Source organism: Providencia sp. UF-224 (assembly GCF_058245955.1).
Genome location: NZ_JBSICC010000003.1, coordinates 190,460 through 216,436, shown reverse-complemented (window position 1 = coordinate 216,436; position 25,977 = coordinate 190,460). Strand labels below are relative to the sequence as shown.

The following is a 25,977-nucleotide window of genomic DNA, read 5'->3' as shown; positions in this document are numbered from 1 at the left end:
TAATGGGGGTCTTATGGGTACAGATAGTCTTGCTCAAGGGGGCAAAAATACTCTCCATGCGTGGGTAGTGCCACGACTGGCATTAATGATGTTCCTACAATTTTTTGTATGGGGGGCATGGTATGTCACGCTCGGCGTTGTCATGGGGAAATACGGGTTATCTGCCATTATTGGTGATGCCTATTCAACGGGGCCGATAGCCTCTATTTTATCTCCTTTTGTATTAGGAATGGTTGTTGACCGTTTTTTTGCCTCACAAAAAGTGTTAGGTGTGTTGCACCTCATCGGCGCTATTTTGTTATGGATGATCCCAAGCTATTTTACAGGTGATCATAGTGGGCTGTTATGGATAATCTTTGGTTATATGCTCTGCTATATGCCAACCATTGCTCTTAGTAACAACGTTGCATTTTACAGTTTACCTAATAGTGAAAAAGCGTTCCCGATTGTGCGTGCATTCGGTACCTTTGGTTGGATAGTTGCAGGGCTGATTGTTGGCTCTACGGGGTTATCCGACAGCATAGAAATTTTCACATTGGCGGCAGCGGCTTCACTCGTTTTAGCCATCTACAGCTTTACATTACCGCATACTCCAGCACCAGAACGGGGCAAACCTGTTGCGATGCGTGATTTGTTATGCGCAGATGCGTTTGCCATGCTTAAACAGCGTCATTTCTTAATATTTATTATTTGTGCAATGCTGATTTCTATTCCATTGGCGGCTTACTACGCTTATGCGGCGCCATTTGTTGCGGCGACAGGGTTTACTAATGTCGGCGGTGTAATGTCTTTAGGGCAGATGTCAGAACTGCTGTTCATGCTATTGATCCCATTCTTTTTTGCTCGTCTTGGCATTAAAGTCATGCTGCTTATCGGCATGCTGTCTTGGTGTTTACGCTATGTGATGTTCGCGTTGGGGATAGCAGAAGAACTACGCTGGATGATTTACATTGGTATCTTCCTGCATGGGATGTGTTATGACTTCTTTTTTGTGATTGGTTTTATTTATACCGATAAAGTTGCAGGCGAAAAAGTCAAAGGTCAGGCACAAAGCTTGTTGGTATTGTTTACCTACGGTGTGGGGATGTTAATAGGTTCACAAATCAGTGGCATGTTATTCAATAGCATTGTGACGACTGAAGGTGCCGCTGCGTTGCCACAATGGCAAAGTTTCTGGTGGTACCCAGCGATTGGTGCATTACTGATTGCCGCGCTCTTCTTCTTTACATTCAACTATAAAGACCAACCCGCCAAGGAGAAACTCGATGGCTAATTTACGCGTCTTAGTCGTTGGTTGTGGCAACATGGGGGCCTCTCATGCAGAGGCCTATCACCAAATGGAGGGGGTTGATATCTGCGGGCTGGTGGCTCGCGGTGATTCAAAAGACGTTCTCAATCAACATTTAGGTGGTGAATATGCGACGTTTGATAATTACGAACATGCATTAAAAGAAACGCAACCTGATGCTGTTTGCTTAACCACGTACCCTGATACTCATGAAGCTTATGCATTATTAGCCCTTGAAGCGGGATGTCATGTGTTTCTTGAAAAGCCGTTAGCAACAACGGTTGAAGGCGCTAAACGGGTTATTACTGCGGCTAAGCAAGCCCAGCGGCAAGTTGTTGTAGGGTATATCCTGCGCCATCACCCTTCGTGGCAACAATTTATTCATTTAGCACATGATTTAGGCAAGCCATTAGTCATGCGGATGAATTTAAATCAACAAAGTCATGGTCAGATGTGGAATGTACACCGTAACCTGATGCAGTCACTTTCTCCGATAGTTGATTGTGGCGTTCATTATTTGGACGTGATGTGTCAGATGACCGAAGCACAGCCTGTGAGTGTCAGCGCAATCGGTGCTAGATTGACCGATGAATTACCTGAAAATATGTATAACTACGGCCAACTGCAAGTTCGTTTCGATGATGGCTCTGTTGGATGGTATGAGGCAGGATGGGGGCCGATGATAAGCGAAACGGCTTATTTCATTAAAGATGTCATAGGCCCACGGGGTGCGGTTTCGATTATGGCACGCCATGGTGAAGGGAATAGTGATAATGTTGATGGACATACGCGCACGGACTCTTTACGTATTCACTACGCTGAGCTGGATAAAAACAATGCTTTTACGCACCCCGACCGCTGGGTTGACTGCCAAGACGAACCAGACCATTTAGCACTGTGCCTAAGTGAACAACGTTATTTTATTCAAGCCATTACACAGCAATTGCCTTTAGAACAGCATTTACAGGATGCACTTAATAGCTTGCGAATTGTCCTTGCCGCAGATGAAGCTGTGCGTACGCAACGTACCGTGATTTTAGGGAGAGAGTCATGAAAACTATCCAAGGTCCAGGCATTTTTCTGGCACAATTTATTGGCGAGAAAGCCCCTTTTAACTCATTACAAGGGCTTGCAAAATGGGCATCAGAGTTGGGTTTTACCCGAATTCAAGTTCCGACTATTGACCCACGCATCTTTGATTTAGATTTGGCTGCAAGCAGTCAAACGTATTGCGATGAGTTGATTGCCATGTTGCAGCAATATGATGTCCAAATCAGTGAATTATCGACACACATACAAGGGCAGTTGATTGCAGTACATCCTGCTTATGACTCGGTATTTGATGGTTTTGCGCCTGCGAATGTGAGGGGGAACCCACGAAAGCGGCAGCAATGGGCGACGGAGCAGCTTATCAAAGCGGCCAAAGCCTCCCAGCGTTTAGGGCTCACAACCCATGTTACGTTTTCAGGAGCGCTAGCATGGCCCTACTTTTATCCTTGGCCGCCTCATAATGCCCAATTGTTTGAAGAGGCGTTTGCTCAACTTGCCCTGCGTTGGTTGCCTATTCTTAATGTGTTTGATGAATGTGGTGTCGATGTGTGTTATGAGCTGCATCCAGGGGAGGATTTACATGATGGTGTGACATTTGAGCGTTTTCTTGGGTTAGTCGACAACCATCCACGTTGTCATATTCTGTATGATCCAAGCCATTTATTACTACAACAAATGGATTATCTTGCGTTTATTGATTGTTATCACACTCGTATTCGTGCGTTCCATGTCAAAGATGCGGAATATACGCCAAATGGGCGCAGCGGTGTTTATGGCGGTTACCAACCATGGATTGAGCGAGCAGGGCGTTTTCGCTCATTAGGTGATGGGCAGATTGATTTTGTGTCTATTTTCAGCAAATTAACTCAATATGATTTTTCAGGCGTTGCCACGATGGAGTGGGAGTGCTGCCTCAAGTCTCCTGAAGCAGGGGCGAAAGAAGGGGCTAGTTTTATAGCAAATCATATTATTCCTGCGGTAGAGCATGCATTTGATGATTTTGCTGCGGTAGACACTAATCGTCAGCAAATCAGAGCATTACTTGGGATTGAAAGTGATAAATAAAGGATGACACAATGAGACTGAAGCTCGGAATGGTTGGTGGCGGAGAAGGTGCTTTTATTGGCGCAGTACATCGATTAGCGGCTCGTATGGATGATGAGTTTGAGCTAGTCGCGGGTGCTTTTTCGTCGAATGAGCAAAACTGTAAACGCACAGGGCAACAGTTACACCTCGCTCCTGAACGTTGTTACGCCAGTTACCAACAAATGGCACAACGTGAGGCTGAGCGTGCTGATGGTATTGATGTTGTGACAATTGTTACGCCAAATTATCTGCATGCGCCTATTGCGACTGAATTTTTGAGGTTGGGTATCGATGTGATCTGCGATAAACCCCTGTGTACCTCATACTCAGAGGCCTTGCAACTTGCCAAAACGGTGCGTGAAACGGGCAGGAAACTGATCCTCACTCATAATTACAGTGCTTATCCCCTTGTTCGCGAGGCTCGCAGTCGAATATTGGCTGGAGAATTAGGGGAAATTCGTTATATAGAAGTGGAATATTTGCAGCAATGGTTAGCAACACGATTAGAAGATACGGGAAACAAGCAAGCGGGGTGGCGTAACGACCCACAAAAGGCGGGGGCAGGCTGCATTGGCGATATCGGTACTCATGCGTGGCAACTCGCATCATTCGTCACGGGGATGTTGCCAGAGGCGATTAGCGCTGAGCTATCATCTATGATCACGGGAAGAGTGTTAGATGATGATGTGCGTATACAAATGCGTTATCACAATGGGGCAAAAGGGCGTATCTGGGCGAGCCAAGTGGCTTGTGGTGAAGAAAATGGGCTCCGACTACGCATCTATGGTAGCCAAGGAAGCCTCACATTTTTCCAAGAAGAGCCTAATCAATTATGGTTAAAACCGCTTGATTCGCCTCTATATTGTGTGACTCGAGGGTCAATGAATCAGCGTGAAGATAATCGTATTATGGCGAGAGTGCCAGCTGGGCATCCGGAAGGGTATTTAGAAGGTTTTGCACAGATTTATCGTGAAGCCGCGATGTGTTTACGCGAAGGTGACGCGGCATCACCACTATTACCAGGGATTGAAACTGGGCTACAGGGGATGGCGTTTATTGATGCTGCAAAACGAAGTCATGATAACAATGGGCAGTGGATTGATTTCACAGAATATCATTGTTCATAACAACAGGTACGTGTGGTCTGGTATTCACATGGGACTGCGTCAATTCTTGCATTCTGCTAAAAAGATGGCCGTTCAAAAATATGAAGTCACCTCATTATTTTAAAAACGGTCTCAATAGCTTATCAAAGTGACTGAGGCCTAAAGAGTAAGGATTTACAGCGAGTTGTTCAATACGAGGCGACATAGGCGATGAGCAGGCCGAGCCCGCACATATGAGTATAAGGTGTATCCCAGTAATAAACTGAATAAAAGCCTAAAATGTATTCGAGCGACCAATATTCCAAAAGCAAAAAAAACACCATGATCTCCAATAGAAATTCATAAATAATGAGTTCGGCCAATGTTATCTCCTACCCGTCAGCTTAATTAAGTATCGTGGCCAAAATACACATAAGCTAAATTTTAATAACCACCAATTAAAACTTATGTGGCTACCGTAGTGTAGACATTGCTAAATGGGCGAGTTATCCCATTATTCTGCTTAATTTTATAGGGTTAATAAACTTTCGATTTATCATTCGATTATTATGTAAAAAGAGTTATAGTAATGATTAATTAATAAGTTAATTAATCATAATATGATAGGTGCGTTATCTTGAGCTTAATTAAAAAATATCGCCATATTATCAGTGTGAGCTTGCTATCCTTATTGCTAATGGGATGCAGCCAAGGACATTCTCCACTCTTTCCTATGTTAGGCGCTTATTTTCCTTATTGGATGTTATGTGTCTTAATTGGATTAGTTGGCGCTATATTATTGCGTGTTATTCTCGTTTATTTAGAAATTGATGATAAATTGCCATTTCCTCTTATGTTTTATTTTGCTGTTTTGTTATCAATCTCTATTACCGTATCCTTACTTTATTTTTCTCATTAAATTATGAATATAAAAAATAAAAAAAAGATAGCCATCATCATATCAATCGGTGTATTTGTTGCCTTATTACTATTGATATGGAAAAGCTTACAATCATCGATTCTGAATCCACTAAGTGAAGATGCTGTGATTGAGGCGAATAAAATCAACATTTCTTCTGTCGTTCCAGGGCGTGTAAGCCAATTTTATGTTAAAGAAAATCAGGAAGTTAAAAAAGGCGATCGGCTATTTACCATTGACCCTACAATGTATGCTCTACGAGTGAACCAAGCTAAATCTGAGTTACTCGTTGCTGAAGCGGCATTAAGTAACAAGAAGCGGATTATTGTCGCCGAAACATCAAATTCAGAAGTCGCTGAAGAACAAATAAAACGTGCACAAGTTAACCTTGCTCTCGCAACTCAGTCATTAAAACGCTTAGAACCCTTGTTAGCAAAAGGTTTTGTCACCGCTCAACAAGTTGATGATGCGCGCACCTTGAAACGCGATGCAGAAGTCAGCTTAAAGCAAGCTCAGAAGCAAAATGTCGCGTCAGAAGCATTAATTAATAACACAAAATCTGAAGAAGCACTTGTTGAGTCACTAAAAATATCCCTCGCGATGGCAGAGTGGGAACTAGGTAACACAGAAATTAAAGCACCGAGTGATGGGTATATTGTTGGGCTAACAATGTCCGCTGGTGAGTTTGTTATTTCAGGGCAATCCGTTTTTACACTCATTGATACCGAAACATGGTTTGTGTCCGCTTATTTTAAAGAAACTGAGCTAGACAACATCCAAATGGGTCGTTGCGCAGTTGTTTATTCAATGATTAATAACAAGCAACCGATTAAAGGTCGGGTACAAGGTGCTGGCTGGGGGGTAATGTCTACCGACTTGCTGAATATACCTCGAGACTTGCCTTATGTGCCCAAGTCTTTAAATTGGGTACGTGTTGAGCAACGTTTCCCTGTGAGAGTCATTTTAGAAAACCCACCGAAAAACCTGATGCGGGTTGGTGCCACAGCCACTGTTACTATTGTATCTCAAGATGATGACTGCTAAAGCGTTGCTGGTTGTTCAACAAATAAAACAAGATTTATTGCCATCTAAGTTTCGTTTTGCAACGACATGGCGTATCGCCTTGCTATGTGCATTAATGGCTGGCGTTGCAATGTTATATGAAATTCCAGAATCGGCGATCAGCTGCTACCTGATTATCTACCTTGTTAAAACAAATGCGATTGAAAACATTCTGTTGTGTGTGGGTGTTATGGTGCTATGCAGTATTGCCGTTTGTATGATTTTTATATTATTTAACCTCACCATCCAAAATGTCATGCTGCGTTTTTTCTTTATGGCCCTGTTCTCAGGGTTATTTATGTATTTATCTTCAGCGAGCACCCTTGGGGATATCGGTAACTTAATTGCGCTTGTTATCGCATTTTTAATGACTCTGATTGATGATGTTCCTTTTGGTGATGCGGCGACAAGAGGGCTTTTATATGCCTTGTTAATGGCTGTATCCCCTATGTTATTGGTGATTATTTTTAATTACTTTTTTGGCATTAGCCCCAAAAAACTATTAATGAATAAGTTGGCTGAACGCTTTGGGGATGCAAGCCGATTCTTTTTAGGAAAAGTACCGTATTCAATTAACATCACTGACGCTTTAAGTACACAGTCTGAATGTAAGCGGGATCTAATGCTAATTAAGCTTTTTTTTCTTAAAGGAAAAGAAGAAATTCAGTGGCTAGATAGCATAATTGATAATTCCTATGAAATACTGATCATGTCCTTAAATTTACCGGATGATACTTCAGCGGAAACTCGCCAATTACTCGCAAAAAAATGTCAATTTATTGCACAATGTTTGGAAAATAATCAAATTAAACAGCTGGAAACGCTGAAAAACGAAAAAAGTAGCCATCTTGAAAACTCACAGATACTGGCTGACTTTCAGGATATCTTATTTAAAAATAAAGTGATTAATGACCCTAAAGTTAAAAATTCTTTTTTTGTTAAAGATGCATTTACCAATCCAAACCATAAATATTTCGCCATCAAAACAACCTGTGCTGCACTAATATGCTACGTCTTTTATGATTATTTTGAATGGCAGGGGATCCACACTGCGATGATCACTTGCTATGTTGTTGCATTAACTTCAGTCGGTGAAACTGTCCATAAGTTAACACTGCGTATTATCGGGTGTTTAATTGGTGCATTAATCGGCATTATTTCTCTTGTGTATATCATCCCGCATTTATCCGATATTTTTAGCTTAATGGTACTCATCTTCTTCTGTGTTTTACCTGCTGCATGGGTAGCCGCGGGCAATGAACGTATATCTTATGCGGGGGTTCAAGTTGGACTGGCTTTTTTATTAACCGTTCTTCATGGTTTTAAACCGAGCTATGATATGGACGTTGCTTCCGATAGGATCCTTGGCATCCTATTAGGTAATGTTGTGATGTACATTATGTTCACTAAAGTGTGGCCAGTGTCTATCATGACCGCAGTTAACTCGCAAATTAGAAATATTCTAGATAATTATGTTGCACTTAAATTAAAATCTTATAATAACAATGTAGAGGCTCTCAGCTTGGTTGCGGCAATAAATGAGGGCGTCATTAAAACAAAAGATGATATTAATTTATTGATGTTTGAAACCCACTTTAAAGATAAAGGGGGGGCCTTAACGCATTTCTTTAATCAATTTTTAACTGACGTTTCGGTAGAGAGTTACCATAATTATTCATCTGAGTTTATTGCTTTCAACCATAAAGGCCATTTTGATTCGAATACAAACTTAAAATCCGCCAGTGATTTGAAATATGCTGTGTTAAATGCAATACCTTCAAATTTATCAGCTCAAGAAAAAGAGCAAGTCATTAAAGAACTAGTGAGCGAGAAGTAATGACAATGACCCCATTAATGAGATATGCAAAAAAACGCGTTATCCTCATCTCGATACTCAGTATTTTTCTTGTCGGTTGTGTTGATACAAGCCGTTCATTTATGGAAAAAGCGCAGCAGCCTCTACAATATGAAACTGACAAGTATATTTCATCCCCCGAAGAGAATTTATATGCTGAACATAACGAACCATCTAAAGAACAGTATAATTTAGCAAGCCTTATCGATGTCGCACAAAAAAATAACCCAGAGACACGCATTGCTTGGGAACTCGCTAAAAAAGCTGCAACCAACGTGGGAATGGTTGAAAGCACCTATTTACCAGTGATAACTGCAACGGCCTTGGGCGGTTATCAACGGGGAACATTAAAACTTCCTCATAATGACTTGGTCGATAAAATTGATGTTTCTAATCATGTTTTTATCCCTGCGATTACGTTTCAATGGTTATTGTTTGATTTTGGCAAACGAGGCGCACTCGCTGATGCTGCCAAACATGCCTCTTTAGCCTCTGATTTGAACTTTAATTTGCTTCATCAAAAAATTATTCATGATGTGACCATTGCCTATTATGCATATGGGGCCGCACAGAAAAAAACAAAAATAACGGATGACGCTTTAGAGCGAAGTCGACGAATACTGTATGCTGTAGAACAAAAGAAAGCACGTGGGCTAGCAACCGTATTGGATGTTGCATTGGCAAAACAGCAAGTCTCACAATTAGAGTTTCAGAATGTATTAGCGAGGGGAAAAGAAAGAGATCAATACCAATTATTACTTTCTAGCATAGGCATGTCCCCACTTAAAACGATTAATATTCAATATAATGACAACGATGTCCTGCCTGAAAATATTGCACCATTGACCCATGAAAGGATCAGAAATGCGTTAGCCCAACGACCAGATGTACTCGCTAACTATGAGTTATCACTGGCAGCTATGAAAACGACTCAATCTGTCGAATCTGATTATTTTCCCAAAGTTTATTTAGCGGGCGCAGTCGCGGGGGGGAACAGTCGTTTAGATGTACAAGGGCTACCGGGTATTAACCAGAGCTCTTCATCCTCAAATATTCTGATCGGTGTCAGCATCCCGCTTTATGAAGGAGGGATAAGGCAGGCACGGATGAAGAACGCCCAGTCGGATATTCTTATTGCCCAAGAGAATTTGCGAAAAAGCCAAGAAGTAGCAATTCGAGAAATGAGTTTAACCGAAAATGCCTTAAAATCAGCGATCGAGGCCAATAAAGCCGCGAAAAACTTAGTCGAAACAACCCAACTAAGTTATACCGCGAGTGTTGATTTTTATAAAAATGGTTTAGGAACGGTGACTGAAATAAATGCTGCGGAAATTGCATTATTAACCGCAGAGCTTGCACATATTGATTCCTATACAGGCTCTGTTATTGCGGCTGTGGATTTAGCCTTTGCATTAGGTGAAATTGAAAAGGCTATGCCAAAGTATGAAGGTGCTGCTATTAAATAGCTTATTTGGTTTATGACATGCAGAAGATAATTGAGCCTAGATTATCTTCTGCAATGATAACTTAAATTAGTAAATATCAAGTTGTTGAAATATAGGCTTTCCTTCACCGCTAAATTGGCTCAGTGAATATTGAGTATAGTTCATTTCACCATAGCCTCTAATACACATTACACCGTTAGATAAATCAGATAAGCAGCTCCAAACCGTATATTCAGAAAGCAAACGATCCGCAGCTCCTTCGCCTTCCCCCATATTATCAACGGTCATATTTTTAGTACGGTCAAAATTATTCATAATATGTGCGAGTGTCATCATCGCTTCTTTTGCGTTATCGGCTTTCAGTGCATAAGTACTGTAAAAAACTCCTCGAACGAAACGCCCAACAGAAGTATCTGACGAAGGAAGATTTGACGTTGCAATACCGCTATCAGGCTGAGTAACACGAATATTACCCAGCATGCTTGTTGATATATCAAGGTTTGATAACTGGCTATAATTATTCAGGTTTTTTAGATGCCATTGAAAATCAGGCCCATTAGTCATAACGCGGGTAGGGTTATCAAAAACCTGTAATTTGCCATTGACTGCCTCAACAACAATGCTACCACCTTGTTTATCATAAAAAGCATAGTGGAATGGTGATGTTAAATTTCTAAAATTAACCAGAACGGGAGACCAAAAGTAGCCATTTTCAACGGCTTTTTTAATTTCATCAACATGAGAAAAAAGGGATAAAGCCCATTCACCTAATGAGGTAACAGGCAATGAGAGCGAATATTTTTCGGGATTAATCGGTGCCAGCTCAGCTTCAGATATCATATTAGCGCTAAAGGCTAATCCTGCACTATTTAACCCTTGGAATATATTCTGGTTATCACCATCAAAATACACTTCGGTAGCTATTGCAAGAATATCGAATTTAGATGTGTAATTAATGCCATTCTCTCCATTTGGGGCTTTTTTCTGAAAGAATGTATTGGCAGGATAATACGTGACCCAAGAGGGAAGGTCTTCGGTTAATTCTAATGTTCGCCCTTGGTAAATATTATTGTGACTATCTGTTATCGATAAGCTGGTGCACATTTTATTATCCTCTTATAGAGATGATGAGCGAGAACCCTCCAGTTAACCATGCTGCTTGCTCATTATCAGCGTGTTTTAACATAGAGATTAATCATTAAAACATCAAATTGTTGTACGTGTTGAGTTTAATTGTTTTTTGTGAATTTATCTTAATCTTATGTTTTTAATGTGATGAGTACAAAATATTTATCAATCAATGGATTGGCTATTTTTAATGTTTTTAGATATTGGACTTGTTAACGATGATATTGAGGGGGGGGCTAATGGTTGGCAGAGGTTAACTTGCGTGCGTATTTTTTTATTGCATTATTGGTTGGTGAGTCGGTAGGTTCTATGGTTTTTGAGTGGCAGCAACGGCGGCTAAGGCAGATGCTCCGAGTATAAAAATTTCTACGACTGTAATTCATTTTCGACTCACCGGATAACTCAATAGGCGTGATTATTGAACCGTATCTAATAAACGAAATAGCACAATTTTGTACTCTTGCTGTAAGGCAATTTTAAACTCTTGATCTCTTGTATTATTGATTCTGGTTTTAAGGGAGGAGAAAATCTGTTGTTTAGTGGCTTTTTTAACCGCCAATAAAAAAGGGAAACCAAATTTTTCATTATATTCTTTATTTAATTGAGCCAGTTCTTTGGCTTCATTTTCTGTACATTCATTGAGACCAGCACCTGATTGTTCCCCTTGTGACAAAGCGGCGATATTATCATTGCGCAAATTTTTGCACGCTAATTGAGGATGAGATTTAATGAGCTCTAATTGTTTCTCTGCTCCCGATTTTTCAACGACATCGATAATATCTATATACATATTAACAAAACCAGTGAAAGGGCGTTTAGAGGCACTCTCGACAATAGGCCATGTTGTATCTTCAAAAATATTCGAGAATGTTTTTTCATAATCAAGAACACTCATCTTATTTACTTCATCAATATTATAAACTTGATTAGCAGTTGCATAGTTTGCAGAAAGTAACAAAGGCAAAGAAATTAGGGCGTATTTAATTAATTTCATATCTATTCCTTTATATTATGGCGAGATTAAGTTTAATTTGAAAATGGATTTTGAAGAAATGAAAGGCATTAATAATTAATGCCTTTGACTGTGAGTGAAACTACTCTAATCTTTTACAATTTAAATAATCTAGAATATAGATAATAAATTGAAAATGGTTATTTTAAATTATAGTTCAATATCACGGTTACAATCTTTAGAATAAATATAGCTAAATTCTTCGTCACCAACAGCATAACCTGCTTGCAGTGCATATGACGCCATAAAAATATAATCGTCTTTCTTGACAGGAATCCAATCATTATCGAGGTTATACATCCCTTTACCCGATAATATTAACGCACCATGCTCTTGATAATGGGTTTCGATATAACCGTGGCTAGCACCGGGTTGGAAGGTTAGGATATGGATATTCATATCAAAACCAAGGTCTTTAGGTAACAAGTCTTGTAAATGGACGTTGTGCATTCCTTCATAATCAATTTTAGGAAGCGCGTTGACGTTACCACAAACAACATGAGCTTTATGGCCCTCAGTTGGTTCATAAACGCGTTTGTATAAAAATATTTTTGAAGGGTTACCCTTGTTATTATTTTTAAAGCGCATGGTGACACCCGCAGGGCAATACAAGTAACCACCTTGAGTTAATTTATGTTCATCTTTATCAGAGTAAGCGATGAGCTCACCTTCAATGACATAAATAATACATTCAATTTTACCACCACCAAAACCCGCTAAGTTCCCCCCTTCATTGAATAAGGTTCCGACGTAGTCAACAAAACTAGCCCCTAATTTTGGGGTGGATAAAATTGTCATATTACAGTCAGTGAAGCCGGGAATGATATTACAAACAACCCCGTTAGGTGGAATGATGGCATAATTATCTTTTTTGATAATTGCACGTGACGCCAAAATATCATTTGGGTAGCCAATTTGATTATCTAAATAACCCATTTTATCCTCTCCTAAGTAATTTCATTATTTGTTTTTTGGCTATATGTTGCAGGAAATCTATTCCAGATAGGCCAATTTATATAAAACTTCCGTCAGTAATTTCACGCCTTCAGCGAGATCGCTTAATGTAGTGGCTTCCGCAGGATTATGGCTGATCCCTTTAATGCTGGGAACGAACATCATGACGGTTGGAACAATAGGGGCAAATATTTGTGAGTCATGGCCTGCACCACTGTGCATGACTTTATAGCTGTATTGATTTTCATCACAAATTTCTTTTACGAAAGTAACAAGCTGCTCATCCATTGGAATGGGTGCTTCGTCCATCCATAGGTCGATTTTTACCTCAATACCCATTTCAGCGCAAATTCGTTGAATGTCGTTCTCTATCATAGTGGTGAATTCAACTAGCGTTGCTTTATCGGTGTGGCGACAATCAATCGTAAAATCAGTTTGGCCTGGAACCACATTCACCGTATTTGGGTGGGGAACCACTCGACCAAATGTGAGCACTAATGGGTCACCATACTGTTTGGCTTTTTCAGTGGATTCATAACAAATACGACTAAAGGCACAGATAGTATCTTTGCGATACCCCATTGGCGTTGTGCCTGCGTGATTGGCTTCACCTTTTAAGGTTATATTGTAACGGCGTTGACCAACAATGCTATTCACGACACCAATTGTAATATGCTCACGTTCGAGCACGTTACCTTGTTCAATATGTAATTCAACAAAGGTTTTAATATCACCGCGAGGCTTTTGACTGGAGGGACGAAATTTAAAACCAGCTTGCGACATTGCATCAACAAAATTGATCCCGTCAGCATCTGAAATATGTTCGACGTCTGCCTTTTTGGCGATACCGACAATATTTTTGCTACCCCAGTACACGTAAGGGAAGCGGCTGCCTTCTTCTTCCGCTAAGGAAACAACCTCTAATGTTCTGAGTGGCTGACCATATGTTTTATGCAGATAATCTAAAGCGATATAGGCCGCTTCAATTCCGAATTGCCCGTCTAGATTTCCACCATTAATAACGGTGTCGATATGTGATCCTGATAAAATCACTTGATCCGGATATTTACTGCCCTTGAGTTGACCAAATAGATTGCCAATATCATCGTAATAGGCATATAGGCCGGAACCTTCGAATGCATTTTTTAACGCTTTTTGTGCACTGACCCATTCTTGAGTGTAAAGCAGGCGCGTCATGCCATTATTTTCTACCGCGCCGTGTTGAGACAGCCAATTTGAAGTTTCTTTAACTTCTTTTGTAAAGTCCTTCATATCCATACCACCTAGTGATTTTCATACTGTGTGCTGTAGCAACAAAACAGTTAGTGTTGTCACTAAAGCGCGATATTTGTTTTCATAGGCAAAAGAAAATAATTAATGGCTCTACTGTATCTTTGTTATATTTGGCAAGGTGCCCCTAATCACTTATTTATCGAGTGACTAGGGGGAGAACGATGCAATAAATATTGGCAGGAGATCCGATTAATCATCGTATTTCCGTATTTATTTAGCTGGCAAATGGTGATTTGTTGTCATAGGATTTTTGGTAAATATCATCAGAGACCAAATAATCATAAATTTCATCGACAATATCGATACCATTAACTTCACTTTGTTTTTCTCTTGCTAAGCTATTTTGTCCTGGGAATTGAACCTTATCGAAGCCTGGAGCAGGCTTAACGGCATTGAGTTCATTCATGACTTGAGTGATGTGTTTGCGGAACATCACTGGGTCAGTAAAATAAGCTGGGTTGATAACAATATGTAATTGGCCTAATTCTCTTCCTTGCGTTAAATCGTGATACATGGAACTGACGTGTTTACCAAAAGGCAGTCCAAGTAATACACCGGAGAGGATATCGACCATCATCATCAATCCATAACCTTTAGGCCCTGCAATCGGGACTAATGCCGTTACTGCAAATGGATCTGTTGTTGGGTTACCGTCTTTATCTACAGCCCAAGTATCTGGAATTTTTGCATTTTTTGAACGGGCATCTAACACTTTGCCCCAGGCTTGGACGGTAGTCGCCATATCAAAAGTGATATTATCTGTTTCACCCGGTGCAGAGAACGCGATAGGGTTAGTACCATAGTAGGTTTCAGCACCACCATAAGGCACAACCATCGGGTCTGACTGACAAACGGAAATACCTATCATGCCAGCACTAGAAGCCTGTTGAACAAAATAAGACAATGAGCCACTGTGACCTATGCGGCGCACACCGACTACGGCAATCCCATTTTCTTCTGCCATTTTAATGGCTTCGTCCATACTCAGTTTGGCAGCAACATGGCCTGCACCGTTATCACCGTCAAAGACAGCACTACAAGGACCTGTTTTATCAAAAGTAAAATTAGGTGAGTTATTTGTGCCACCTTTTGAGATGCGCTCTGCATAATATTCGACACGCACTGCACCGTGAGAGTGAATACCCTTCGCATCCGCATGGACAAGGACATCAGAAACGATATCAGCATGATCTTTTGATAATCCTGCTGCATGGATTTTATTAGCGATGAGCTGATGGAGTTTTTCTTTAGAAACTTTCATACATAAATAACCCTTTAGTGTTTTCGAAGTTTAATAAAACTCTTTGCTGATACCAATGTAACAACTAAATTATCTATAAATGTGATCTAGATTATTTTTATTTGATTTTATAAAAAATTATGTAAATAGCCCCTTAATTATTAGAACGAATCTAATAGTTTTAAATTTGTTTTTTTTCTTTTAATACCCAGTTTATTTTAAAGGAATTTCTAACAATATATAAAGTGTGAGCATTCTCAACTTATTTATGAAGTTTATTTGTAATTTTATTTTTCAATAAATGCCTATTTACTTTCTTATCTCATTTATTGAGTAAATAAAACTTCAATTAATAAATGTTGTTTAAAGGATGTCACTATGATCCATGCTTTCATAAAAAAAGGGAGCTTCCAAGATTCAGTAAGCTTAATGCTGATATCTCGAAAACTAAGTGAATCTCCAAATGTTTCAGAAATATCCGTCATGATGGGAACGCCAGCGAATAAGTCGTTACTTGATGCGACCGGATTTTGGCATTCATCCTTTGATGACGCAACGCCGAATGATATTTGTGTTGCGATTAAAACCGAATCTACAGATACCGCTATTGTTGATGAAATTGCACAAGCGTTGGATGAATCACTCAAAGCATTAGCTCAAGGGCAGCAGCAAACAGGAAAAAAACTCCAGCGTGTTCGTAGTTGGCGAATGGCAAAAAATAAACTTCCTAATGCGAATGTTGTATTAGTTTCCATAGCAGGGGAGTTTGCAGCGGAACTGGCTGACCAAGCATTAGATGATGGCTGTAACGTCATGATGTTCTCCGATAATGTGTCGCAAGCGGATGAGCGTAGATTAAAACTTAAAGCAAGCGAACGTGGTCTGATAGTGATGGGGCCAGACTGTGGTACGGCTTACTTAGCCGGGGCACCATTAGCGTTTTCTAACGTAGCACCACAAGGAAACATCGGCATTATTGGGGCATCGGGAACGGGTATTCAAGAGCTTATATCTCAAATTACGCTTGCTGGGCAAGGTATTACAAATGCGATTGGATTAGGTGGGCGTGATTTAACGGCGGAAATCGGTGGCGTCAGTGCCATGACTGCCATTGAACTACTCGCATCTGATCCGCAGAGTGATGTTATCGCCTTTGTTTCTAAGCCACCAGCCAAAGAAATCCGTAGCAAAGTGATTGATAAGCTTAAGGCTCAAGGAAAACCTGTTGTTGCATTATTTCTCGGTACAAAGCCAGAAATCAAACAGGATGGAAACTTATATTTTACTGAAACATTGGATGAAACTGCACGTGTTGCCGCCATGCTTGGCCGCGTTGAAAAAGCGGCAGCATTTCAACCGCAAGCAAAGGGAAAGAAAATTTCAGGCCTGTATGCTGGGGGGACACTCGCGGCGGAGTGCGCCATGTTATTGGCAGAAAAATTAGGGCTGCAAACAGACGCTACTCACGATCAGGGCATGATGCTTAACCAAGATGGCCATCGAATTATTGATTTAGGTGATGACTTCTATACACAAGGCAAGCCTCATCCAATGATTGACCCTTCTACTCGCAACCAGCAAATTGCTGCGCTTGCTCAGAAAGATGATGTTGGGGTGTTATTACTGGATGTGGTTATTGGTTACGGTGCTCAAATGGATTCAGCGCAAACACTAGCCAAAGAAATTAAAGCATTAAGAGAAAACCGTCCAAGTAATGCACCGATTGCCGTTATTGCTACCGTGACGGGGACTGAACAAGATCCTCAAGTACGCTCTGAACAAATCGCCTATTTAGAAGAGGCTGGAATGGCAGTAATGAATTCACTGCCTGAAGCCGTGACGCTGGCATGCAATATTATTTCCCCGCCTGTGATTGCATTCCCTCAAAAAGAGCAAGACATCTTGCAAAGTGTTTCAGTGATTAATGCTGGCGTACGCAGCTTTGCAGATGATTTACAAGCCAATGATATTCCAGTTGTTCACTACCAGTGGGCTCCAGTTGCTGGTGGTAATAAAAAATTAGCTAATATTCTGAAAAAATTGAAATAAGGGTTTGGATATGTACTCAACGATTGAAGAAGCAAATGCCGCAGTAATTGAACGTATTCGTGCCGCTCGTCCTTTTTGGCAAAGTGTTGAGCCTGCAAAAGATCTCGTCCCAACTTTGCAACAAGGCAAAAAATTACTGCATGCAGGCCCGCCTGTTACTTGGGATGAGATGAGTGGACCTGTGCGTGGTGCTTGTATCGGAGCCTGTTTATTCGAAAAATGGGCAGATAATGAAGAGCAAGCACTTAACTTATTGAATAATGGTCAAATTGAATTTATTCCTTGCCACAGTGTAAAAGCAGTGGGGCCAATGGGGGGAATTACTTCCGCCAACATGCCAATGTTAGTTGTCAAGAATATGACCCATGGCAACTTTGCTTACTGCAACCTCAATGAAGGTATTGGTAAAGTCATGCGTTTTGGGGCATATGGTGAAGATGTTCAAGCACGTCATCGTTGGATGCGTGACTCATTAGGTCCTGTACTGAAAAAAACCTTACAAACATTGGAAAATGGTATTGATTTGACAGCCGTGATGGCACAAGGCATCACTATGGGGGATGAATTCCACCAACGCAACATTGCGACTTCAGCATTATTACTAAGACAACTCGCCCCTATCATGAGCTCGCTGGATATTGATAAAACTGAACTCCAGCAAGTGATGCAATTTTTAAGTATCACAGACCAATTTTTCCTCAATCTTGCAATGGCTTACTGTAAATCGGCGATGGATGCTGGCGCTGAAATTCAGCATGGCACCATTGTGACCGTATTAACGCGTAATGGTAAAAACTTTGGTGTGAAAATCAGTGGGATGGGTGATCAGTGGTTTACCGCGCCAGTTAACACACCTGAAGGTCTCTTTTTCTCAGGTTATAGCCAAGCTGATGCCAACCCAGATATTGGTGACAGTGCAATCACTGAAGCGTTCGGTATTGGTGGTGCCGCGATGGTGGCAGCACCGGGTGTTACACGTTTTGTTGGTGCAAGTGGTGGTATGAGTGCCGCATTAGACGTGTCTGAGGAAATGACGGAAATTTACTTAGAACACAACATGATGCTGCAAATTCCGACTTGGGATTTCCAAGGTGCGTGTATCGGGCTGGACGCTCGTAGGGTCGTTGAAACGGGTATAACACCGTTAATCAATACAGGGATCGCCCATAAAGAAGCAGGGATTGGCCAAATCGGTGCAGGTACGGTACGAGCGCCACTGGCTTGCTTCGAAAAGGCGATTGTTGCGCTAGCTGAAAAAATGGGTATCAGCGAATAAATCGATAATTTTCACTCTGAAGGAGCTTAAAAATGATCATGCAAGCACTGTCTGTTAGCGCTCACTTACCTAAAGAAACAGGAATGTTGAATTGCGTTGGACGCTTTAATCATGCACTCAATTTTGTCACTCCTTCAGGTGAATTATTGACTTTACATCGCTATGGTCGTGGTTTGAGTCCGATGGGATGGATGGTTTCTGACACTGATTTTCAAGCAATTTTTGATGACCAAAGTGAGCTGATTGAGTACCAACGGGATAGATTGACTAGCCCTCATTGGCAACTTGAAGCCCCTAAAGAGCGTTTGTCATTGAAATTAATGCCACAAACAATACCTGAAGGAAGCTTGGTTGCACTGTGGGACATATTACGGCAATCAAAAGCCAAAAGTGGCCTCCACGGTAGCCTGTCTGAGGTTACGACGGGGACGTTATGTCGGGAATTAAAGGAACTTAAAGCGAATTATCATCGCTATTTACAAGGAGATACCATTGATTGGCAGTCTCTCATTGGTAAAGGGCCAGGATTAACGCCGAGTTACGATGATATTTTAATGGGTATGCTGTTAGTGACTTTTCTGGACCAGAAAATTAACCAAGGAAAACTCCCCAATTTCTTTCAAGGAACTCCGCCACTGGAGTCATTAACGACTCTGATTAGTGTGAATTATTTACGTTTTGCCTCCCAAAGTATCTTTTCGACCCCACTACAAACATTAGCAACTGCATTAGTGCAGCCGATGAAATTATCACAAGCGGTTCGCTTACTGCTTCAGGTCGGTCATTTTTCTGGTGCTGATACGTTAATCGGTGTGTGGTTAGCGGGTATGGATGAAATGAGTTAACGTTCGCGAATAAACAAGGATAAACATGGAAACTATTGTTATCGCCTTAGGTGGCAATGCATTACTGCAGCGCGGAGAAGTGCTTTCCGCTGAAAATCAATACCAAGCCATCGCATCGATTGCGGGGACTTTGGGGCAACTGGCGCAGAAGTATCGTGTGGTGATTGTACATGGCAATGGGCCACAAGTCGGATTATTGGCGTTACAGAATTTAGCCTATACCGATGTTCCTGCTTATCCTTTGGATATTTTAGTGGCCGAAAGTCAGGGAATGATTGGTTATATGTTGATGCAGGAATTGGGACGTCATCACCCTTTGCAACCCGTGACGACACTACTCACCCGTGTACAAGTTGAAGCAACGGATCCTGCATATCAGAACCCAACTAAATACATTGGGCCTGTTTATGATGAACAGCAAAAAGCGTGTTTAGAGGCTAAACTGGGGTGGACAATTAAAGCCGATGGTAAATATTACCGCCGGGTCGTGCCATCACCAGAACCAAAAAGTATCCTTGAGATTGATGCTATAAAATGTTTGTTAGATAAAAACCATATTGTCATTTGTAATGGTGGTGGAGGCGTTCCTGTTATTCAGCAGGATCACGGGTTTTGTGGTAGCGAGGCGGTTATCGATAAAGATTTATCCTCTGCGCTATTAGCGGAAGTGCTTGAATCTGACCATCTCATTATTCTAACAGATGCAGACGCTGTATATCGAAATTGGGGAACACCTGAGCAAAGCGAGATTCGAAGTGCAACGGTAGCAGAAGTTGCCCCTATGGCGATTGATGATGGCTCTATGGGCCCGAAACTGATGGCGGTCAGCCGTTTTGTGCAACGCTCAGGTAAACCCGCTTATATCGGTGCGTTAAAGCAGATAGATGCTATTTTGAAAGGAGAGGCAGGCACTAAAATTATGCCATAGTGGTTAATTGCTTTGATAATCAAGGAAGTATTAATGAAAAACGTTTCATTTGGTCATGATGTTTTACCCGCAATTGGTATGGGTAGTTGGAATTTGGGGCAGCAACGAAAAAGTGCGAAAGAAGAAATTGAGGCGATACAAGCAGGCCTTGATGCAGGCTTAAAATTAATTGATAGCGCTGAAATGTATGGCAATGGGGCTTCTGAGCAATTAATTGGTAAAGCAATTTCAGGACGACGCGATGAAACGTTTTTAGTATCAAAAGTTTATCCCTTCAATGCTGGAGGTAAAGCGTTAGTAAATGCTTGTGAAGCATCTTTACGCCGGTTAAAAACGGATAGGCTTGATCTTTACTTGCTACATTGGGCTGGCGATATTCCTCTCGAAGAGACCATTAATGGTTTCGAAAAACTGCAATCTGCTGGGAAAATTCGTTATTGGGGAATATCTAACTTTGATATCAATGAACTGCAAGATATGTACGATCACCTCGCGGGTGGACGTTATTGTGCGACAAATCAGGTGCTATATAACCTTGGTAGCCGCGGTATTGATTATTCATTACTTAACTGGTGTCGGCACAAAAAAATGCCATTAATGGCTTATTCACCACTCGGCAGTGGCAATCAATTACTTAGGCACCCAGCGTTGAAGATGATTGCGCAAAAATATCAGGTCGCACCAGCAACGGTTGCATTGGCGTGGGTGATCCGTGGTGATGGGGTCGTTGCCATTCCTGAGTCAGGTAGCAGGGCGCATACGCTGCAAAATGCGCACGCTTGCCAGTTGGTATTAGACAAAGACGATATTGCTTTATTGGATGAAAGCTTTCCACCACCAACACATAAGCAATATCTGGATATTTTATAATTAAGCCAAAGTTACTTAGCTGCTGGGTCAATTGGGCTCAGCAAGCCTTGAATGATAGGGTCGCGAAGTTTGAAGAGCTTCACCACAGTTTTTAATACTTCCCCTTGATGGTCACTATTCCACGCTAAAGAGAGTGGAGACGGCCTTCTTGGTCTTTTTATCAATTTTGCAATGAGTTGTTGGTTTTGAATATAGGGTTTGCAAATAGAGGCAGGTAAAAAACCAATTCCTGTTCCTTTTAGGTGACAGAGTACTTTGGTTTTCATATCAGGCACTTTAATTTCCCTTTGGCCGGATAATAGCCAAGCAGTGCGTTTGGATAAAACTAGTGAGGTATCTTCCACATTGATAGTAGGGTAACAACGGAGTTGTTCATCGCTAAGAATACCCTCAATAGAGGCAAGTGGATGTTGATTGGCGACAGTAAAAACCCAATCGATTTTGCCTAAAAATAAGGTGTTCACATCGCTGTCTAATGATTCAGAACCTGGGACACCGATAGCAATGTCACATTTGTTACTGAGTAGGGAATCCCACACCCCCATATACACTTGGCGAGTGATATTAATGCGAGTGAAAGGAAAGCGCTCGATGAGGTGTTGAAGTAAGTCCGCTACGGCATTCGGTTCATAGAGCAAGTTATTAATTGCAATAGTAACTTCTTGCTCGACGCCTTCATTAATCAGCCGTAACTGATTTGGCATATTACTTAACCAATTATGCCATTCGCGGCAATGTTCAAGGAGATATTCCCCCGCAGACGTTAGGTTAACGGTTCGTGTCGTACGAGTGAAAAGCTGGACTCCAACATATTCTTCTAAGATTTTGATCCGGTAACTGATGGTTGCGGTACTTTTGTAGAGTTGTTTTGCGGCTTGAGAAAAGCTCTGACACTGCGCAACAGTGATAAAGGTTGTCATCGTTTCTTGATCTAACATGTTTGTATCTCCCTAAAGTCAAAGGAAAAACTAATTTATAATATTTTTTAGATCTGCATCTTGTTTCACGTCATCCATTAAGTTGGCTTCATCATAATTGAAAGTGATAAGTATAAATTCTGTAGAATTGTTAGTAATTATTATCTTACTGAATATTAAAGAATTATATTCAAAATAAAATGAAAAACTGTGACTTATGATTTTTTATGGAAAAATTTTCCAAAAAATGATGTTAAATGTAATACAACCTGATAAACTGATTTTGTCATGTAGGTGGTTGTACAAAATAGTGGCTTAAAATTTTTAGCGTGTTAGGAGAAAATAATGGAACTTGTTCTATCTGATCTGACACCGGAAGCGTTTGCCCCCTATGGAGACGTCATCCAAGTTGAAGGATCTGAATTTTTTCATATCAATGATGGTACGACAGAACGTTATCATGCTTTAGGTAAAGCAGAGATTACAGATGCAAGCCCCGTTCTGATGAGTATTAGCCGTTCAGAACCTATTGATATGCCAATGAATGTTAAACTTTTAGAGAAGCATCCGCTTTCCAGCCAAGCTTTTATCCCAATGAATGGTGAGCGTTTCATTGTGGTAGTTGCTGAGCCAGGGGATAATATCCCAGTTGGTACCTTACGTGCATTTATCACCAACGGTAAGCAGGGTGTAAACTATCACCGTGATGTCTGGCATCATCCGATTTATGCATTTCAATCACAAACGGATTTTTTAACGGTAGATAGAGGCGGTGCTGACAATTGTGTCGTTATGGATCTCCCTGAGCCTTGTCAAATAGTTTTTCCTTAACTACTCTATTGGGCAATAAGGGCTAGGTAATATAATTCCTTTCTGCCGATAGTAAACATAAAAGGTAAAAATAAATGACTGAACCACGCACAAAAGGAAGACCGCAGACAGATAAAAGTTCGCCAAAAGGTGCGCAAGCACTTGAGCGCGGGTTGGATATTCTTCAATTTCTGGCTAACTCTGGTGGTAGCTCATCAGTCTCTGTTTTATCTGAGCAGTTAGGTTTACCTTTATCAACGACATTTCGCTTGCTGAAAGTCCTTGAGCAATCAGAGTTTATTTTTCAAGACCCACAGCTTGGCTGGTGGCATATCGGTCTGCAATCATTCACAGTTGGGGCCACCTATATGAATGATAGGGATGTCGTATCAGTTGCTGGGCCATTTATGCGCAGGCTAATGTTGCTATCAGGGGAAACGGCAAACTTGGCTATCCGTAATAATTTAGATGCTGTTTTAATCCGCCAATGTGAATGCCATGCGTTAGTGAGAATGTGCGCACCGTTGGGGAGTCGTTTACCATTACATGCATCAGGGGCTGGGAAGGCATTATTGTTCCCGCTTGATGAAGAGGAAATGTTAGAGCTTGTCACACGCTCTGGTTTACAAGAATTCACCCCTAAAACCATCACCAGCATTAATGTGTTGAGAAAGGCGTTAGGGCATTATCAAGAGCTGGGTTACGTCATTGATAATGAAGAACATGCTCTGGGTCTTAATTGTTTAGCGGCACCTATATTTGATCGTAATAATTCAGTGATAGCAGCAATATCTATTTCGGGTCCTAGTGCAAGGGTAACTGAAGAACGTTTTACTGAGCTAGGGGAACTGGTTCGTGACGTTGCTGCGGATATCAGTGCGGCATTAGGTGAGCGCCAATCATAAAGACCAGAGATCAGCGGGTGTTAATCATCCGCTAAAAAGAGATTATTTAACAGCTAGTTAGCTAGCAACCAACGAGCTGACTAAGCAACAAGTACAGAACACATAGATAATCCGTTTTAAAAAACGGTTTTTTTAGACAAAAAATAAAGTTGGAAAAATTTTCCAAATAGGAGTTGTTATGGCTAAGATGCGCGCAGTTGATGCTGCAATGTATGTACTGGAAAAAGAAGGGATCACAACCGCATTCGGTGTTCCTGGAGCCGCAATAAACCCATTCTATAGTGCGATGCGCAAGCATGGTGGGATCAAACACTATCTTGCTCGTCACGTAGAAGGCGCTTCTCATATGGCTGAGGGATATACGAGAGCAAATCCGGGTAACATTGGAATGTGTCTTGGTACATCAGGTCCTGCGGGAACGGATATGATCACAGCATTATATTCCGCCTCTGCGGATTCAATTCCTATTTTGTGCATTACAGGCCAAGCGCCAAGAGCTAAATTGCATAAAGAAGATTTCCAAGCAGTTGATATCGAGTCTATCGCAAAACCGGTCACCAAAATGGCAACAACGGTGTTAGAGCCTGCATTGGTTCCTCGAGTATTGCAGCAAGCTTTCCATTTAATGCGTTCTGGTCGTCCTGGCCCCGTATTAATTGACTTACCTTTTGATGTGCAAGTCGCTGAAATTGAGTTTGACCCAGAAACTTATGAACCATTACCTGCCTACAAGCCAGCGGCAACAGTTGCTCAGGTTGATAAAGCACTGGATATGTTATTCGCGTCGAAAAAACCACTGATTATCTCCGGTGGCGGCGTTATTAACGCGGACGCGGCAGATAAGCTGCAAGAGCTAGCTGAAATTTGTAACGTGCCAGTCATTCCAACTTTAATGGGCTGGGGAACTATTCCTGATGATCATAAACTGATGGCTGGTATGGTTGGTTTACAAACAGCTCACCGTTATGGAAATGCAACCTTATTAGAATCTGATTTCTTATTGGGTGTGGGTAACCGCTGGGCGAACCGACACACTGGTTCTGTAGAAAAATATGTTGGTGACCGTAAAACAGTACATATTGATATCGAGCCTACACAAATTGGCCGTATTTTCTGTCCTGATTTAGGGATTGTCTCCGATGCTAAAGCGGCGTTAGCGCTCTTGGTTGAGCGAGCAAAAGCACGTAAACAAGCGGGTGCTTTACCTGATTACAGTAAATGGGTAGATGAGTGCCAAGAGCGTAAACGTACGCTGTTACGTAAAACGCATTTTGACAATGTACCTGTGAAGCCACAGCGTGTTTACGAGGAAATGAACAAAACATTTGGCCGCGATGTTTGCTATGTCACAACCATTGGTTTATCGCAAATTGCAGCCGCTCAAATGTTACACATATTTAAACCGCGTCACTGGATCAACTGCGGTCAAGCGGGCCCATTAGGTTGGACTTTACCAGCTGCATTAGGGGTATGTGCCGCTGATCCTAAACGTAAGGTCGTTGCCGTATCAGGGGATTATGACTTCCAATTTATGATTGAAGAGTTGGCGGTCGGGGCTCAGTTCAAATTGCCATATATCCATGTATTAGTGAACAACGCTTACTTAGGTCTGATCCGTCAATCACAACGTGGCTTTGATATGGACTATTGCGTCCAGCTTTCCTTTGAAAATATCAATAATGATGCCATTGGTGAATATGGTGTTGATCACGTCAAAGTGGTTGAAGGCTTAGGTTGTAAAGCTATTCGTGTCTTTAAACCAGAAGATATTGCGCCAGCATTTAAACAAGCTGAAAAACTCATGAAAGAATTCAGTGTGCCTGTCGTTGTGGAAATCATTCTAGAGCGCGTCACAAATATCTCCATGGGAACCGAGTTGGATAATGTGACTGAATTCGAAGAGATAGCAACTTCTGAAGCCGATGCGCCAACCGCGACCGCATTTTACCAATATAAATAA

Annotated in this window: 22 protein-coding genes; 16 read left to right on the top strand and 6 right to left on the bottom strand. The window is 41.3% G+C overall.

All coding sequences use genetic code 11. From position 1 onward, the window contains the following. Positions 1–13 precede the first annotated feature (13 nt). The 8 genes from AC4IFO_RS05115 to AC4IFO_RS05080 all read left to right on the top strand — a co-directional run bounded on the left by AC4IFO_RS05115 (position 14) and on the right by AC4IFO_RS05080 (position 9,811). On the top strand, positions 14–1,273 hold the full coding sequence (locus AC4IFO_RS05115) for an MFS transporter (RefSeq protein WP_490732350.1): 1,260 nt from the start codon (positions 14–16) through the stop codon (positions 1,271–1,273). After that, positions 1,266–2,342 carry a Gfo/Idh/MocA family protein gene (locus AC4IFO_RS05110; protein WP_490732348.1) on the top strand — a complete coding sequence of 359 codons (1,077 nt, stop codon included), beginning with the start codon at positions 1,266–1,268 and terminating at the stop codon, positions 2,340–2,342. The genes AC4IFO_RS05115 and AC4IFO_RS05110 overlap by 8 nt, the downstream gene beginning before the upstream one ends. Continuing rightward, positions 2,339–3,403, top strand: coding sequence for a sugar phosphate isomerase/epimerase family protein (locus tag AC4IFO_RS05105; RefSeq protein WP_490732346.1), 1,065 nt, complete (start codon positions 2,339–2,341; stop codon positions 3,401–3,403). The genes AC4IFO_RS05110 and AC4IFO_RS05105 overlap by 4 nt, the downstream gene beginning before the upstream one ends. Before the next feature lie 11 nt (positions 3,404–3,414). Continuing rightward, a complete protein-coding gene (locus AC4IFO_RS05100; RefSeq protein WP_490732344.1) occupies positions 3,415–4,551 on the top strand; it encodes a Gfo/Idh/MocA family protein in 1,137 nt (378 codons plus the stop codon). A 595-nt stretch (positions 4,552–5,146) separates the two neighbouring features. Continuing rightward, positions 5,147–5,428 (top strand): YtcA family lipoprotein, encoded by a 282-nt coding sequence (locus tag AC4IFO_RS05095; RefSeq protein WP_226693952.1) that lies wholly within the window; start codon positions 5,147–5,149, stop codon positions 5,426–5,428. 3 nt (positions 5,429–5,431) lie between these two features. Continuing rightward, entirely contained in the window at positions 5,432–6,472 is a 1,041-nt protein-coding gene (gene mdtN, locus AC4IFO_RS05090; RefSeq protein ID WP_226693951.1) for a multidrug transporter subunit MdtN, read from the top strand. After that, positions 6,459–8,327: an FUSC family protein gene (locus AC4IFO_RS05085; protein ID WP_490732341.1), complete on the top strand. Its 1,869-nt coding sequence runs from the start codon at positions 6,459–6,461 to the stop codon at positions 8,325–8,327. The genes mdtN and AC4IFO_RS05085 overlap by 14 nt, the downstream gene beginning before the upstream one ends. Next, positions 8,327–9,811, top strand: a complete 1,485-nt coding sequence (locus AC4IFO_RS05080; protein ID WP_490732339.1) for a TolC family protein — start codon at positions 8,327–8,329, stop codon at positions 9,809–9,811. Before AC4IFO_RS05085 ends, AC4IFO_RS05080 begins: the two co-directional genes overlap by 1 nt. 66 nt (positions 9,812–9,877) lie before the next feature. On the opposite strand, the gene AC4IFO_RS05075 is transcribed toward AC4IFO_RS05080, so the two are convergent. The 5 genes from AC4IFO_RS05075 to allD all read right to left on the bottom strand — a co-directional run bounded on the left by AC4IFO_RS05075 (position 9,878) and on the right by allD (position 15,438). Further along, on the bottom strand, positions 9,878–10,894 hold the full coding sequence (locus AC4IFO_RS05075; protein ID WP_490732337.1) for a linear amide C-N hydrolase: 1,017 nt from the start codon (positions 10,892–10,894) through the stop codon (positions 9,878–9,880). A 439-nt stretch (positions 10,895–11,333) separates the two neighbouring features. Next, positions 11,334–11,912, bottom strand: a complete 579-nt coding sequence (uraD, locus tag AC4IFO_RS05070) for a 2-oxo-4-hydroxy-4-carboxy-5-ureidoimidazoline decarboxylase (protein ID WP_490732335.1) — start codon at positions 11,910–11,912, stop codon at positions 11,334–11,336. A gap of 168 nt (positions 11,913–12,080) precedes the next feature. Beyond that, on the bottom strand, positions 12,081–12,866 hold the full coding sequence (gene allE, locus AC4IFO_RS05065; RefSeq protein ID WP_490732333.1) for a (S)-ureidoglycine aminohydrolase: 786 nt from the start codon (positions 12,864–12,866) through the stop codon (positions 12,081–12,083). Positions 12,867–12,923: 57 nt separating this feature from the next. Beyond that, a complete protein-coding gene (gene allC, locus AC4IFO_RS05060) occupies positions 12,924–14,156 on the bottom strand; it encodes an allantoate deiminase (protein WP_490732331.1) in 1,233 nt (410 codons plus the stop codon). A gap of 235 nt (positions 14,157–14,391) precedes the next feature. After that, positions 14,392–15,438, bottom strand: coding sequence for an ureidoglycolate dehydrogenase (allD, locus tag AC4IFO_RS05055; RefSeq protein WP_004261559.1), 1,047 nt, complete (start codon positions 15,436–15,438; stop codon positions 14,392–14,394). Positions 15,439–15,795: 357 nt separating this feature from the next. Between allD and fdrA the strand changes: the two genes are divergently transcribed. Genes fdrA through AC4IFO_RS05030 form a run of 5 tightly spaced genes read left to right on the top strand, consistent with a single transcriptional unit; the run spans position 15,796 to position 21,385 of the window. Continuing rightward, positions 15,796–17,466 carry an acyl-CoA synthetase FdrA gene (fdrA, locus tag AC4IFO_RS05050; protein ID WP_490732328.1) on the top strand — a complete coding sequence of 557 codons (1,671 nt, stop codon included), beginning with the start codon at positions 15,796–15,798 and terminating at the stop codon, positions 17,464–17,466. Between the two features lie 10 nt (positions 17,467–17,476). Beyond that, positions 17,477–18,742, top strand: a complete 1,266-nt coding sequence (locus tag AC4IFO_RS05045; protein WP_490732326.1) for a YlbE family protein — start codon at positions 17,477–17,479, stop codon at positions 18,740–18,742. 32 nt (positions 18,743–18,774) lie between these two features. Beyond that, positions 18,775–19,587 (top strand): oxamate carbamoyltransferase subunit AllH family protein, encoded by an 813-nt coding sequence (locus AC4IFO_RS05040; RefSeq protein WP_490732324.1) that lies wholly within the window; start codon positions 18,775–18,777, stop codon positions 19,585–19,587. A 25-nt stretch (positions 19,588–19,612) separates the two neighbouring features. Next, positions 19,613–20,515, top strand: a complete 903-nt coding sequence (locus AC4IFO_RS05035; RefSeq protein WP_490732322.1) for a carbamate kinase — start codon at positions 19,613–19,615, stop codon at positions 20,513–20,515. A gap of 33 nt (positions 20,516–20,548) precedes the next feature. Then, positions 20,549–21,385, top strand: a complete 837-nt coding sequence (locus AC4IFO_RS05030; RefSeq protein ID WP_490732320.1) for an aldo/keto reductase — start codon at positions 20,549–20,551, stop codon at positions 21,383–21,385. Between the two features lie 11 nt (positions 21,386–21,396). On the opposite strand, the gene allS is transcribed toward AC4IFO_RS05030, so the two are convergent. Further along, positions 21,397–22,323, bottom strand: coding sequence for an HTH-type transcriptional activator AllS (allS, locus tag AC4IFO_RS05025; RefSeq protein ID WP_490732318.1), 927 nt, complete (start codon positions 22,321–22,323; stop codon positions 21,397–21,399). Between the two features lie 324 nt (positions 22,324–22,647). On the opposite strand from allS, the gene AC4IFO_RS05020 reads away from it, so the two are divergent. From AC4IFO_RS05020 to gcl, 3 genes are all read left to right on the top strand, one after another. Next, complete coding sequence (locus AC4IFO_RS05020) at positions 22,648–23,133, top strand: ureidoglycolate lyase (RefSeq protein WP_490732317.1); 486 nt, start codon at positions 22,648–22,650, stop codon at positions 23,131–23,133. Between the two features lie 74 nt (positions 23,134–23,207). Continuing rightward, positions 23,208–24,017: an IclR family transcriptional regulator domain-containing protein gene (locus AC4IFO_RS05015; protein ID WP_219246744.1), complete on the top strand. Its 810-nt coding sequence runs from the start codon at positions 23,208–23,210 to the stop codon at positions 24,015–24,017. A 178-nt stretch (positions 24,018–24,195) separates the two neighbouring features. Further along, positions 24,196–25,977 carry a glyoxylate carboligase gene (gene gcl, locus AC4IFO_RS05010; RefSeq protein WP_490732315.1) on the top strand — a complete coding sequence of 594 codons (1,782 nt, stop codon included), beginning with the start codon at positions 24,196–24,198 and terminating at the stop codon, positions 25,975–25,977.

Excerpts from the sequence above, each read along its gene's own strand:
- AC4IFO_RS05115 (WP_490732350.1), top strand. The coding sequence starts at position 14 with ATGGGTACAGATAGTCTTGCTCAAGGGGGCAAAAATACTCTCCATGCG.
- AC4IFO_RS05110 (WP_490732348.1), top strand. The coding sequence starts at position 1,266 with ATGGCTAATTTACGCGTCTTAGTCGTTGGTTGTGGCAACATGGGGGCC.
- AC4IFO_RS05105 (WP_490732346.1), top strand. The coding sequence starts at position 2,339 with ATGAAAACTATCCAAGGTCCAGGCATTTTTCTGGCACAATTTATTGGC.
- AC4IFO_RS05100 (WP_490732344.1), top strand. The coding sequence starts at position 3,415 with ATGAGACTGAAGCTCGGAATGGTTGGTGGCGGAGAAGGTGCTTTTATT.
- mdtN (WP_226693951.1), top strand. The coding sequence starts at position 5,432 with ATGAATATAAAAAATAAAAAAAAGATAGCCATCATCATATCAATCGGT.
- AC4IFO_RS05085 (WP_490732341.1), top strand. The coding sequence starts at position 6,459 with ATGATGACTGCTAAAGCGTTGCTGGTTGTTCAACAAATAAAACAAGAT.
- AC4IFO_RS05080 (WP_490732339.1), top strand. The coding sequence starts at position 8,327 with ATGACAATGACCCCATTAATGAGATATGCAAAAAAACGCGTTATCCTC.
- AC4IFO_RS05075 (WP_490732337.1), bottom strand. The coding sequence starts at position 10,894 with ATGTGCACCAGCTTATCGATAACAGATAGTCACAATAATATTTACCAA.
- uraD (WP_490732335.1), bottom strand. The coding sequence starts at position 11,912 with ATGAAATTAATTAAATACGCCCTAATTTCTTTGCCTTTGTTACTTTCT.
- allE (WP_490732333.1), bottom strand. The coding sequence starts at position 12,866 with ATGGGTTATTTAGATAATCAAATTGGCTACCCAAATGATATTTTGGCG.
- allC (WP_490732331.1), bottom strand. The coding sequence starts at position 14,156 with ATGAAGGACTTTACAAAAGAAGTTAAAGAAACTTCAAATTGGCTGTCT.
- allD (WP_004261559.1), bottom strand. The coding sequence starts at position 15,438 with ATGAAAGTTTCTAAAGAAAAACTCCATCAGCTCATCGCTAATAAAATC.
- fdrA (WP_490732328.1), top strand. The coding sequence starts at position 15,796 with ATGATCCATGCTTTCATAAAAAAAGGGAGCTTCCAAGATTCAGTAAGC.
- AC4IFO_RS05045 (WP_490732326.1), top strand. The coding sequence starts at position 17,477 with ATGTACTCAACGATTGAAGAAGCAAATGCCGCAGTAATTGAACGTATT.
- AC4IFO_RS05040 (WP_490732324.1), top strand. The coding sequence starts at position 18,775 with ATGATCATGCAAGCACTGTCTGTTAGCGCTCACTTACCTAAAGAAACA.
- AC4IFO_RS05035 (WP_490732322.1), top strand. The coding sequence starts at position 19,613 with ATGGAAACTATTGTTATCGCCTTAGGTGGCAATGCATTACTGCAGCGC.
- AC4IFO_RS05030 (WP_490732320.1), top strand. The coding sequence starts at position 20,549 with ATGAAAAACGTTTCATTTGGTCATGATGTTTTACCCGCAATTGGTATG.
- allS (WP_490732318.1), bottom strand. The coding sequence starts at position 22,323 with ATGTTAGATCAAGAAACGATGACAACCTTTATCACTGTTGCGCAGTGT.
- AC4IFO_RS05020 (WP_490732317.1), top strand. The coding sequence starts at position 22,648 with ATGGAACTTGTTCTATCTGATCTGACACCGGAAGCGTTTGCCCCCTAT.
- AC4IFO_RS05015 (WP_219246744.1), top strand. The coding sequence starts at position 23,208 with ATGACTGAACCACGCACAAAAGGAAGACCGCAGACAGATAAAAGTTCG.
- gcl (WP_490732315.1), top strand. The coding sequence starts at position 24,196 with ATGGCTAAGATGCGCGCAGTTGATGCTGCAATGTATGTACTGGAAAAA.